This window comes from Vibrio jasicida CAIM 1864 = LMG 25398, assembly GCF_000400365.1.
GTDB lineage: Bacteria > Pseudomonadota > Gammaproteobacteria > Enterobacterales > Vibrionaceae > Vibrio > Vibrio jasicida.
The window spans coordinates 76,204-88,920 of sequence record NZ_BAOG01000003.1 but is presented as its reverse complement, the minus strand read 5'-3'; the positions used below and the strand labels follow the sequence as shown (position 1 = coordinate 88,920).

At 44.5% G+C, this 12,717-nt stretch carries 12 protein-coding genes; 9 read left to right on the top strand and 3 right to left on the bottom strand.

The window, feature by feature from the left end; all coding sequences use genetic code 11:
* Positions 1-237 precede the first annotated feature (237 nt).
* From VJL_RS00500 to VJL_RS00465, 8 genes are all read left to right on the top strand, one after another.
* A complete protein-coding gene (locus tag VJL_RS00500; RefSeq protein WP_038868668.1) occupies positions 238-921 on the top strand; it encodes a DUF3334 family protein in 684 nt (227 codons plus the stop codon).
* Positions 922-1,063: 142 nt separating this feature from the next.
* The gene (locus VJL_RS00495; protein ID WP_038868669.1) at positions 1,064-1,759 is read left to right on the top strand and encodes a DUF2786 domain-containing protein; all 696 of its coding nucleotides are present in this window, start codon (positions 1,064-1,066) and stop codon (positions 1,757-1,759) included.
* Positions 1,760-1,915: 156 nt separating this feature from the next.
* Positions 1,916-2,584, top strand: a complete 669-nt coding sequence (locus VJL_RS00490; RefSeq protein WP_038874672.1) for a YiaD family glycine zipper/OmpA-like lipoprotein — start codon at positions 1,916-1,918, stop codon at positions 2,582-2,584.
* A gap of 76 nt (positions 2,585-2,660) precedes the next feature.
* Positions 2,661-3,641, top strand: coding sequence for a J domain-containing protein (locus VJL_RS00485; protein WP_038874669.1), 981 nt, complete (start codon positions 2,661-2,663; stop codon positions 3,639-3,641).
* A 178-nt stretch (positions 3,642-3,819) separates the two neighbouring features.
* Positions 3,820-4,005 carry a hypothetical protein gene (locus VJL_RS00480; RefSeq protein WP_038874667.1) on the top strand — a complete coding sequence of 62 codons (186 nt, stop codon included), beginning with the start codon at positions 3,820-3,822 and terminating at the stop codon, positions 4,003-4,005.
* A gap of 266 nt (positions 4,006-4,271) precedes the next feature.
* Positions 4,272-4,559, top strand: coding sequence for a hypothetical protein (locus tag VJL_RS00475; protein ID WP_038868673.1), 288 nt, complete (start codon positions 4,272-4,274; stop codon positions 4,557-4,559).
* A gap of 458 nt (positions 4,560-5,017) precedes the next feature.
* The gene (locus VJL_RS00470) at positions 5,018-5,410 is read left to right on the top strand and encodes a SulA-like leucine-rich domain-containing protein (protein WP_038874664.1); all 393 of its coding nucleotides are present in this window, start codon (positions 5,018-5,020) and stop codon (positions 5,408-5,410) included.
* A gap of 204 nt (positions 5,411-5,614) precedes the next feature.
* Entirely contained in the window at positions 5,615-6,718 is a 1,104-nt protein-coding gene (locus tag VJL_RS00465; protein ID WP_038874662.1) for a phosphoribosylaminoimidazolesuccinocarboxamide synthase, read from the top strand.
* 148 nt (positions 6,719-6,866) lie between these two features.
* Here the strand turns inward: VJL_RS00465 and VJL_RS00460 are convergent, their stop codons facing one another.
* The 3 genes from VJL_RS00460 to VJL_RS00450 form a co-directional block, all read right to left on the bottom strand.
* Positions 6,867-7,244, bottom strand: a complete 378-nt coding sequence (locus tag VJL_RS00460) for a hypothetical protein (protein ID WP_038868678.1) — start codon at positions 7,242-7,244, stop codon at positions 6,867-6,869.
* Positions 7,245-7,479: 235 nt separating this feature from the next.
* A complete protein-coding gene (locus tag VJL_RS00455; protein ID WP_038874660.1) occupies positions 7,480-8,238 on the bottom strand; it encodes a phospholipase A in 759 nt (252 codons plus the stop codon).
* A gap of 111 nt (positions 8,239-8,349) precedes the next feature.
* A complete protein-coding gene (locus VJL_RS00450; RefSeq protein WP_038874657.1) occupies positions 8,350-10,704 on the bottom strand; it encodes a helicase-related protein in 2,355 nt (784 codons plus the stop codon).
* A gap of 237 nt (positions 10,705-10,941) precedes the next feature.
* Between VJL_RS00450 and VJL_RS00445 the strand changes: the two genes are divergently transcribed.
* Positions 10,942-12,630: an NAD-dependent malic enzyme gene (locus tag VJL_RS00445; protein ID WP_038868682.1), complete on the top strand. Its 1,689-nt coding sequence runs from the start codon at positions 10,942-10,944 to the stop codon at positions 12,628-12,630.
* Positions 12,631-12,717: the final 87 nt, after the last annotated feature.

Below are 12,717 nucleotides of genomic sequence, written 5' to 3'. Positions count from 1 at the left end.
TGATCCAATCAGCTGCGGGTTATCTAATTTTTAGTCATCCACGCATTTTCGACCCGCAGCCATAAAACTGAGACCGAGACGAGGATGAAGTTGTTTTCTTTGAATTACGTCACTTTACAACATTTAAAAAGGCGTTCAAATCAGAATCTCTATACAAGATTTAAACTTATGCTTTATTTTTTAAGGCTTGATGCCTTACATTGAAGGGGAAATAGCCTTTCAATATGAGCTTTCAGGATGAAAAAAAATAAAGTTGTAACCACTGAAGATATCCTTCTAAAACTTTGCCAGTCGGTTTCTGGCGTTCTTACTTCGGCAACCTCTTCTCAAGTTAACTACTCTGCAATGGTACAAAAGATCAATAAAACCAGCCTCAAGCCGGATTTTGGTTGTTTTGTACTGTTTGATGGTGGCTTCACGGGCCTTGTAGTGATTAACTTTACCGCAAAAGCAGCACTTGAGATCTACACCAACTACATGCGCAATATGGGCATGCCAGAAGAGGAACTGGCGATCTCACACACATCAGATGAAGTCGGTGATGTACTGGGTGAACTGATGAATCAACTAGTGGGTGATTTCACGAACAAGATTCGTAAAGAGCTACAAACCAATATTACGCAGAACCAACCAAAAATGCTGTCGCTCAATAAGCAAGTGATTCTGCAAGTTGATACCAACCTCGATCGACCTCAAGCACGCCGCGTGACCTTCTCAACAGCGAATAACAACATCTTCTACCTTGAGCTTGCGATGGACAAAACTGAATTTATCCAACTCGAAGAGTTTGAAGTGGCAGAAGATGAAAGCCCAGATGATATTTTAGAAGCCACTCGCAAAAGTATGGAAGACAAGAAAGCATCGGAAGCAGCTAGTTCCAAAAGCGATGCCGATGACCTACTCGACCAACTCGGTTTGTAATTCAACTTCCCACCAAAGCCCCTGTCATTCAAGGGGCTTTGTTTTTCTCGCTGCCTTTCTCCTACTCCCGTTATTCCGTTTTTGACTGAAAAAAGGTAATATATCCGACTTCCTAAATTTCCGTTCTCGTTATTGGTCGTCGATGGATAAACAAAAAGCTCTGAAAAAAATCGCCAAGTGCTTAGAACTGGGCAACTCCGCCAACGTAAATGAGGCTGCAAATGCTATCAAGATGGCGCACCGCCTTATGCTTAAGTATGGCTTGGATAAAGATGATATTGAGTTTATCAAAATGGGTAAAACTCAATCTTCGCATCTGCTGCCAGCAAACATCAGTTCAACGCTGTTGCGCGTGATTCGTGGTATCAATACCAAATTTGGTGTTGAAGCCGTCTTGTTGAATCACAAAGGGCTTAAACGCGTCGAATTTATCGGAGAGGCTGACCGCGCTATTTTCGCGGCCTTTGCGTTCGATATTATCTACCGTGAAATGAACGAGAGCACCGGACAATTCCGCAATAGTTTTGCCGGTTCTGGGACCTCTTCAATGGAAGTAACGCGCCGCGTAAACTCATTTGTTTCTGGCTGGGTTGAAGGTGCGTTGGAAAAACTGCCTGTTATCTCTCCAGATGAAGAGTCAGCCAATAAAATCAATAATTACATTGATAAAGAATTTAAAAACATCGATCGCGAAACGTTCAAGCAACAGCTCAGAGAAGCGATGAAAAACCTAACTGCAGATTACGAAGTTGGGTTAAAAAAAGGTCGTAAGGTTTCCGTCAACCGTGGCGTTGGTGGTGAACAAGCGAGAAAGATGTTAGACAATCCGTCTAAATAATTGCACAAACGGTTATAACATCAGCAACTATAAGAAAAAGCTTACAAAGCTTCTATCAATCTGACGTTCGCATAACAAATATCAATACCTACTCATTCATAATTCGCATCCCATTATGAGGCGCAATTGCGCCTCAGCTTATACGGAGATTTTCCCTTGAAAAAGATGTCTATTGCACTTGCGCTAGTGCTAGCTCTTACTGGCTGTCAAGCAACTCAACGCCAAAACGCAACCACAGGTGAATACGAGACTAACTCGACCACACAAGGTGCACTGATCGGTGCTATCGCTGGTGCGGCTATCGGTTTGGCAACAGGTGATGACGCAAAAGAACGTCGTAAACACGCTCTAATTGGTGCGGCTGCTGGCGGTGCTACTGGCGCAGGTGTTGGCTACTACTTCGATCAACAAGAAGCAGAGCTACGTCGCGCACTATTGAATTCAGGTGTACAAGTAGAACGTGTTGGTGAAAACCAGCTGCTACTTCGCATGGAAAACGGTATTGGTTTCTCTTCAAGTTCTTACCAACTGGACGCAAGCATCCACAACACACTACGTGGCGTTGCTCGTATCCTCGTTGAATACCCGGATACAAGCCTCGTGATCGACGGTTACACAGACAGCACTGGTAGTGACTCTTACAACCAAACACTGTCTGAGCGTCGCGCAGAATCGGTACGTCAGTTCCTAGTATCACAAAACGTAGCATCAGGTCGTGCAATTGCACGTGGCTACGGCGAGCGAAACCCAATTTGCTCTAACCAAACTTCTGAAGGTCGTGCTTGCAACCGCCGTGTTGAAATCCAGATCTTGCCACTGAAGTAATTTGGTTGCACCATATCGGTAATAACAATGATTACCGGAGCAGGTCTAGCGTCGTTCGCTAGACCTGACATACCCAATGTCTTTCAGAACCACAGCCCTCACCTTTGCTTTAAGTGCCTGCCTTACGAGCACTGCATTTGCTTCTCAGAACCCGACACAACCTGAAGCCCAATTCGAGCTTGCGCAGCAACTGGCTTTGAAACCCAATCCAGAATCACCTACTGACGCACGTTATTGGCTAGAGCAAGCGGCACATCAAGATTACTTACCTGCTCAAAAACAATTAGCAGAAGATTACGCTCGTGGTTTAACTGGCAACACGGATTTCACCCAAGCGATTTATTGGTTCACTTCTGTTGCGTTAAACGATCCTACCGACCGTGGCTTTTTGTTGGCTGATTTTGTCCAGCACCATCAAGCGGAAGTATCGAATTCCGATCTCGTCGAAGCTTGGTATCAATTGTCTGCACTTAAAAATCCTCAGGCAGAAGAAGCCTATAACCAGTTTTTGGAAGATCGCTTCAATCAACTCAGAGCCAAACAAGTTTCTGAAATTGTAGAGTTGGATAAGCAAGCCACTGACGAAGAACAGAAAGAGACCATTGAAATTCAACAAGCAAAGAAAGCTGAAAACTTCAACGTTTGGTATGCCTCTGGCGCTCTGGGCTTTGCTCTACTTCTTGGTGGCGGTGCATTCGGTTACCGCAGGCACACACAAAAGGCCAAAGCCACTGCAGCAAATGAAGTGTCACGCTCTCTGCAATTAGAGACACAAGTGAAAGAACTTCAATTTGCCAATAAACAACTTAAGCGCCAACTCGAAAAAGTATTTAAAGAGTTTAAGAAGATAAAAGGTCAATCTGAGAACCAAAAACTTCTCGTCGCTTGTGCGATGTTTGGCTATACCCCGCAAACTATTCCAGACAGTAAAGCAGTGAAGTTGCGCTACAGACAATTATCTAAACTCTATCACCCTGATTCTAGAGGCTCGGAAGAAGAGATGAAGCGTTTAAATCAGGCGTTTAAAACCATTTCACAAAATGTTACAAAAGAGTAAAAATAAGCCACACACCTTTATCTTACGAGCCTTTCAACCTCACAAATCAAGGCTCGCAATCGATCTCCCTCTCAAACAAATTAACAGACATTTAACCTGACTATCTTTTGTATGCCATAATGTTGGGCGAAAAATAACACCTAGCGACTCAAAATTTATGTAGGTGGGGAGAAAATCAATGTTCACTGAAGAAGGCACCTGTGACTGGTGTAAAAAACCTAGCTTTGTAACTCGTCATGATTATGTCGACGGCAAGTACCATAGCTCATGCAAATCCTGTTACGACATCGCAAAAATAGATGTTCACCTGTTTAACCAAGGCGAAATGCAAATGCGCGAACGCATGACACAACGAGCAAGCTAACAAGAGCAAATCAACGGAACTGATTTTCAAGAGCGCCTTTTTGTAAGGCGCTTTTTTGATCCCACTTCAATACTTATTTCATCGCGGTTTTCTAGAAGGAATTCATATTCCCTATCCCTCTGGTGCTTCTCAGCCTATTAATTAACCAATTAAAAACGATGTCACTTATTTCATAGTGAACACGATTGTTTTCCTAGTTACCGGGTCAAACCCTCGATTTATCTGGAGTATAGTTTTGTCGCTCAAACAAAAAAACAGGTGACCATATGTACACAGATGAAGCGGAAGCAATTATTGCTAGCCAGCCTCCTGAAGCCGTTGCAACTGGCGAGTTGATGGTTTTGAAAAATACAATTAAAAGAAAAGTCTCTGGCCCTAACAGAAGCCGATTATTGCGATTAGCAAACTCCGAACTTGGCAGTTTATGCTCCCGCGCCAATTCAGGTAACATCGAACAAATTCGCACTATGTTTCAAACTATGGTTCAGCTTGTAAGGGCTGGCAGCATCGGCCTATTTGAAACAGAAATCGCACGTGCAAAAACCGAATTCTAACCATTATTAAACATCGATCCTTGTATTTTCAGGCTGCGTAATCGCAGCCTGCTTTTTATCATTGTCTGTAAAAGCAAAGCGCTTTCTTGAACGTTCTGCCTCTGCCTTTCTTGTTTTCTCTTCCTTTCTTCTCCCTCAAAAGCACTAACACTACTGTGTGCTATCACGAAAAAGCACTGTATAAACCGGTTAAAACCACTGTGTAGCTAAGCCGAAATTACTGTATATACAGTAGTAACCACCTGTATATACAGCTCCGGAATGCAGGTGACCTCACATTTCACCATGTTTATCAAACATATCAAAAATCGAACTTTACACTTTAATTTCAATATCTTAGATAAAAACCAACTCATAAGTAAGGGAAAGTTTTTCAACTCAATTCATAAAAATCGGTTGATCAGGCATCAAAAACAAACTACTGTATAGACATACAGCATGTATAAAGGAACAGTAAGATGCAGTTACAAACTCAATCTCATACATACTCTCGCTACAACGTATTGGCACAAGCAACACAACCTATGGATGTGTCGGACCAACTTCTTTCTAAGTTGGCAGTCTTGTCTCAACAACAGCAATGGATTCTGTTTACCGCCGAGTGCCCTCGGCCTGATTTTGAGCAACTTGCTGCTTCCCACATTCGCTGTCAAAACATCATTCAGATGAAGCCGTCTCAACAGCTTTCTGAAGTGGAAATCGTGATTAAAGCTATTCAGTCTGGTAACGCTAGCGCTGTCGTCGCATCAAACAAGATTGCCCTAATGAATCAATCAATGCTTCGCGATATTGCTCAACGTTATCAGTGTGAAGTCTTTTTCGTCGAAGGCAGAGTGAACAAGTACCACTAACAAGATCGACGTTATCCATCCTGCATCTCGCCTCCTTTTAAGGAGGCTTTTTTTGTGCTTTAACAAATTAAGGCAAACGTTTGCTTTTTCTCTGGCGAGTTAAAATAGTTCTGGTATGATGCCCTCATTCGATTTATTCAGCGTGCTCTTTTCGCTGGATATCTTCTCTTTATGACGTTTGATTAAGATGATAGGAATGTCGCAATGAGCCTTGCTAATCAAGTACTTGCCGTCAATGACGACCTGCCAATTCGCACCCACAAGCCTGTTCACAGCGGAAAAGTTCGCTCTGTTTACTGGTTAACTGAAGAAGACAGCGCACGACTGATCAAAGAAAAAGGATACGATGTCGCTCCTGATGCCCCGCTAGCCATCATGGTGATCAGTGACCGTATCTCTGCATTCGATTGTATCTGGCACGGCGAAGGTGGACTCAAAGGCGTTCCGGGTAAAGGTGCTGCACTCAACGCGATCTCTAACCACTGGTTCAAATTGTTCAAAGACAACGGCCTTGCTGATAGCCATATCTTGGACATCCCTCACCCATTCGTTTGGATTGTACAAAAAGCGAAGCCAGTTAAGATTGAAGCAATCTGCCGTAAGTACATCACAGGTTCTATGTGGCGTGCCTACGCAAATGGCGAGCGTGAATTCTGTGGTATTGAGCTTCCTGAAGGTCTTGAGAAAGATAAAGCCCTACCTGAATTACTAATGACACCTTCAACTAAAGGTATCTTGAAAGGTATTCCAGGCGTTCCTGAAGCGGATGACGTGAACATCACTCGCCAAAACATCGTGGAGAACTATGAAGCTTTCAACTTCTCAAGTGCAGAAGACATTGCACAATACGAAAAGCTATTGAAAGAAGGCTTTAATGTGATCAGCGATGCGCTTGAAGCCGTTGACCAAACGTTCGTAGATACTAAGTTTGAGTTTGGCTATGTGCACGACGCTGCCGGTAACGAAAAGCTAATTTACATGGATGAAGTCGGTACGCCTGATTCGTCACGTATTTGGGATACAAAAGAATATCAAGCCGGAAACATCGTTGAAAACTCGAAAGAAGGTTTCCGTCAGTTCTTATTAAACCACTTCCCTGATCCTGATATTCTGCTTAACAAAGAGCGCATGCCCGAGCGTGAAGCTCTTGCTCGTGATAACGACCTGCCAGTAGAGTCTTTGATGGACATCTCTCACACGTATATCGGCATCGCAGAAAAAATCACAGGGCAGCCAATCAAGTTGAGCAATAATCCGAAAGCAGAGATCATCGAAATCTTAAGCAAAGAATACGGTTTGATTGATTAAGCTTTACTCGCTCAACGCTGAGTAAAAACCGAATACAAAAGGGAGCTAAGCCAAAACACAGCATTGGTTCTCAGGTTTACAATAGGTAATAAAAAAGCGACCGAATACTCGATCGCTTTTTTGATTGGGGGAAGGTATAGCTTTAGTGTTAGAACTTCAAATTAAGGACATCTTGCTCTGTGGTATCTACTTTTAGTTTACTTCTAGATTCAATGTACTCGATTTGTTTTAAGTCTAACGAATAAGGCATAACTACACGTAATTCATGGATTCCTTCATGTTTTGCAAGCTTTGCCAACATCACTAAATTGGATTCATCGCTCTGACGTGAAGACATCGATTTTAATGCAGCGTCCCAAAGGCGATCCTCTGGTTGGCTCAATTCCGCGATGTTCTGTTTCCACATCATGCCAAAAATGGGCGCGATGGTGGCGAACGCTTCCAGAAAGGTCCACTTCTTACTTCCCGTTGCCCCTAGGAAGCTGGTGTAGTCGAATTCAATGCATGTCTTTCCTTGTTGCTCCATCCTATGCCTCGACACTCTGAAATGAGATATACAAAATATCGTTCAATTACTTTGATATAGCAATAGGATATAAAACAATGGTCTTTTATGCCCTTATTTGACCTCAAAAGGAAATATTAAAACCAGCTTTGTAACAAATGATGTACAGCTTCGCCATATATAAGCATCCAATTGATTAATATTTTCAACGCTTAACTAAAAACGTTGCTAAGCACACCAAGCAAATAAAAGACCTTTATAAATTCACCAATCGAATACCAAGCCCCACGCGAGTTTGAGAGTGATCATAGTCGATGAGCGTTTCGCCATAACCATGGTATCCCTGAACATACAGACCAAGGATGTCGTTAAAGTACAAGGTATAACCTAACTCGATGCCACCTTTATCATCAGCAAAGTTGTAAAAGCCTCGAGTATTGAACACACCAGCGCCAGTGTAGACCTTTGCCCAAAGTTCATAAGGCGCATAGTAGTCTTCCATTTCATCATTTTCAGTGGTGACTACCCACCAAGCGTGTGCACCGTATTCCACAGGGCCTGAAAAACGTTCGGCGGCGATATATAACCTATCCCAACTGCGAGAAAGCTTACTTGATTGACCATTTGATTCATGCTTATAGCCCGCTTCTAAGTGGTTGAATAAAAACATGTTGGATTGGTGCGCGAGAAATACTTGAGGTTTGTAATTGGTCTCTCTAAACGGAGAAGATATGTCAGAGTTAGCAAGTTGCCAGAGAGATTTTTGCGTGTATGCACCCATCAGCGCAGTACCAGAGTTAAATCGATAAAATGGAATCGAAGCGGAGATTTGAAACTTCACTTCAAAATGCTGTAATGAGTCCATTTCAGAACCGAGTTCATTGTAAGCATCTTGATTAATGTCTGAGGTGTATGTACCGAGGACATAGTTATCTTCGTAAGTGGAGATGTGATTAATACTTTTTCCGTGAGCCAATACGGGGCATAACAATAGTGGAATTGCTTTATACTTCATCGTTTTCCTTCACGCCGCTCAACAAGAGCGGCAAATTCATTCCTTATCGCCTAAAAACAGGCCATAAACTTCAAGGGAAACGAGGTCAAGCAAATACTGTTCCGGATTGTGTTACTTCACATCTAATACTCTGCTGGCTTTCTTGTATTGCACTTTCCAACCAGACCAACGTGGCAACTCCCAGCGTTTAGGATCCCCTTTTCGACCTCCTTCGGCGTAGATAACCTGCACGAGCTTGCGTGATACAAAATACTCAACATCCAGTTTTAGCTCTGCAAGTACAAGTTTAAGTGGATAGCGTTCAACAAAGTCATCGTATTCCCACTCAGGGATGCCCTCGAACGGGATGTCATCGGCTGCAAACAGCTCGATATCTTCCACACTTTCTACACCAAGCGTTTCCAGTTGCTCGACTAACCAAGTAACGAAAGACAAACCGTTGAGTTCCGTTTTTTCAATAGGCTCAGGATTTAACCCAAGCGCGTTATAGATCTTCCAGTGCTGAATTTGCTGTTTTCTCAATGGAGCAAAACCGGGCAATAGCGTTTCGTCTTCAATCATCTCAACGATAGATTGGACGGCAACTTCGCCTTCAAGTGATTGATATTCCGTACAAATGGTTCGTCCTGCATAGACCAAATGCATGGTCGCTCGTGGGGCTTCTTCCTCATAATTGGTTTCGCCTTGTTGCCACTCACCAAGCTCTAATTCGCGCAGCAGATTGAGGGACACAGGTAGCATTACGGAGGCAAGATTGAGCGTCTGTTTTACGCCTCTTCCGGGTACACTGTGGCTATCTAGCACCAAAGCTGCCTCACTTTTTTCGGGGAAACAGCTATTGCGCCCAACCATCATTTCCATCAAACCATTGCCTAGCGCGTCACGACGTCGTTCTCGGCGAACAAATACAAGTTCTGGATGTAACGTAGCAATGGCTTTGGTCAATTCATCGCGTTTGTATCGCGATGCGACTTCAAGATCCGGCAATTCAAACACTTCTCGCATCTGCTTTGCTAACCCTTGCGCTTCTTCAAGCACGCTTGCATCAAGATTAATACCGGGAAGCTGCTCCCCTCGCACCAAGCGAATCATCAACGAGGCATCGCAGCCAAATGGCTCTTCTTGCGCTAATGCTTCGGCAAACTCACCGCCTTGCAATTGATACAATTGAGCGGGCACAGAAAGCGCTGCCGCTAAATCGATCATCGCTTCTCGTTCTGATTTGGTTTGGATACGAGTCACTAAGTCTGCAAATAAGGCATCAATTGGTAGAGGGTACACTTTTTTACCGTGCTCGGTGATGTTACCTTGCTCGTCTATCGCTGCCATCCTCTGCAGGGTTTGGAGTGCTGAGTTAAGTGACTTTTCAGGTACAGAATCGAGGAAGGAAAGTTCGGAAAGTCTGTATCCACAACAAGCCGCAGCGAGCATTGGTTCTACGAGTTCTTCACGATGTAATTCAGGTGGCGTCACCCGTTCCAACGGAGCATGCTCACCAAACAAGCGAATACACGCTCCTTCAGCAACACGACCTGCTCGCCCCATTCGCTGCGCTGCGCTGGCTTTGGAGATGTTGGTTAACGTCAGGGCTGTCCGTCCATTTCGTTGCACGGTTCTGCGTTCCAAACCACTATCGATGACCACGCGGATGTTTGGAATGGTCAGAGAGGTTTCTGCAACGTTGGTTGCCAACACCACTTTACGTTGCTTTTGTACCGTCAACGCACGATGGCGCTCTTCATCACTCACCGATGCATGCAGCTTCACGACCATCACATCGTCATTACTTTGCAGCATTTGCGCGCATTGAGTGATCTCTTTTCGACCCGGTAAGAAAACGAGAATATCGCCCTCTTCGTCTTCGAGTGCTTCTTTTACTGTGCGCACAACATCATTCTCACAACCTTTCTTGTTCGGCAAGTAACGACTGTCCATTGAGCGATGAGTCACGGTGACAGGAAAACAACGACCTTCTGATCGTAGGCGCTTGGCATCCAAGTAGTTCGCTAGCTTTTCGCCTTCTAAAGTGGCTGACGTGACAATCAGACGGTGCTGTTTTTCTTGCTTTAAAATCGCGGTAAGGAGATCAATGTCCCAGCGGCGTTCATGAAATTCGTCCACCATCACGATATCGAAGCTAGCCAGTTTGTCTTCCGCGAACCAACGCAGCGCAACACCGGGCGTCACGAACACGACTTTAGTCATTTCATCATAGTGAGCGTGAAGCTTTATCGCGTAACCAATCTGTTTGCCCAAAGGTTGACCAGATTGCTCGGCAAGAAATTCAGCTAACGAGGTACAAGCGATTCGGCGTGGCTCAATCACCAATACTCGACCGTGATTGGCAGCCCAAAGTGGCAATCGCGTGGATTTACCTGAGCCAGTTTCGGCCTCAACCACCAAATGATGGTGATTCACGAGTTGGTCAAATTCCGCTTGTAAGCTATCGATAGGTAATTGAGACATAAAAGATAAGAACGTGATAATGGATTGCGAGGCATTATACCTGAGTGAGAAATTCCTGCTTTAGGAATCGTTTCTGGCCATTTAATGACAGTATTATTGTTTCAGTGACGATATTTTCGTCGGGAATTGGATTTTTTTGCGACATTACGTTGATGTGCATCAACGAATGTTTACAACTAAATAGTGAACCCGTTAGAATTTTGCACGCATCCTTCAACCCTACATTTAAGGCACCCAATGAACAACGACAAGCGCCCACTCTATATCCCATATGCGGGTCCGGCTCTTTTAGCGACCCCTCTTTTGAACAAGGGCAGTGCGTTCTCCGGAGAAGAACGTAGTTCATTCAACTTGGAAGGTCTTCTACCAGAGACGACTGAAACCATCCAAGAGCAAGTAGAGCGTGCGTACCAACAGTACAAAAGCTTTGAAAGTGACATGGACAAGCACATTTACCTGCGCAACATCCAAGACACGAACGAAACGTTATTCTACCGCCTAGTTCAAAACCACATTTCTGAGATGATGCCGATCATCTACACACCAACCGTTGGTGCAGCGTGTGAGAACTTCTCAAACATCTACCGTCGTGGCCGTGGTCTGTTCATCTCTTACCCGAACCGTGACCGTATCGATGACCTGCTAAACAACGCAGCAAACCACAACGTTAAAGTAATCGTAGTAACTGATGGCGAACGTATCTTGGGCTTGGGTGACCAAGGTATCGGCGGCATGGGTATTCCAATCGGTAAGCTTTCTCTGTACACAGCGTGTGGTGGTATCAGCCCGGCTTACACACTACCAATCGTACTTGATGTGGGTACTAACAACCCGCAACGTCTTGCAGACCCAATGTACATGGGTTGGCGTCATCCTCGTATCACTGGCCCTGATTACGATGCGTTTGTTGAAGAGTTTATCCAAGCAGTACAACGCCGTTGGCCAGATGCCCTGATCCAGTTCGAAGACTTTGCACAGAAAAACGCAATGCCACTTCTAGAGCGCTACAAAGATCGCATTTGTTGTTTCAACGATGACATTCAAGGTACGGCGGCAGTTACAGTAGGCTCTCTACTGGCGGCATGTAAAGCGGCAGGCACTAAACTGTCTGATCAGCGCATTACTTTCTTGGGTGCTGGTTCTGCTGGTTGTGGTATTGCTGAAGCGATCATCGCGCAAATGGTATCGGAAGGAATCTCTGATAAGAAAGCACGTTCGCAAGTTTACATGGTTGACCGTTGGGGTCTGTTACAAGAAGGCATGCCTAACCTTCTTGATTTCCAACAGCGCTTGGTTCAGAAGTTCGAAAACACGAAGAAGTGGGAAAATGAAGGAAATGGTTTCTCACTTCTTGATGTGATGCACAATGCGAAGCCAACCGTGCTAATTGGTGTGTCTGGTGCCCCTGGTCTCTTCAGTGAAGAAGTGATCAAAGAGATGCACAAGCACTGCGCGCGTCCGATTGTGTTCCCGCTTTCGAACCCAACAAGCCGCGTAGAAGCAACACCAAATGACATCATTCGTTGGACAAACGGTGAAGCGTTAGTTGCAACAGGTAGCCCATTTGAGCCAGTGGTGCATGAAGGCAACACTTACCCTATCGCGCAATGTAACAACAGCTACATCTTCCCTGGTATTGGTTTGGGTGTGCTTGCAGTAAATGCGAAGCGCGTAACGGACGAAATGTTGATGGAATCAAGCCGCGCATTGGCAACATGCTCACCATTAGCGATCAACGGCAACGGTGCTTTGCTTCCACCACTAGAAGAAATTCACTTGGTATCGAAGAAGATTGCATTCGCTGTTGCGAAGAAAGCGATTGAGCAAGGTGTCGCGCTAGAAATCACTGATGAAGCGCTAAATGACGCGATTGACCAAGCCTTCTGGCAACCGGTTTACCGTCGTTACAAACGCACAGCATTCTAAGCTTTAAGACGTTTTGTACAATTATTAGCCCTCGCAGTGCGGGGGCTTTTGTTTTTTATGCTTTTTTTTCTCATCCTAACCATATTT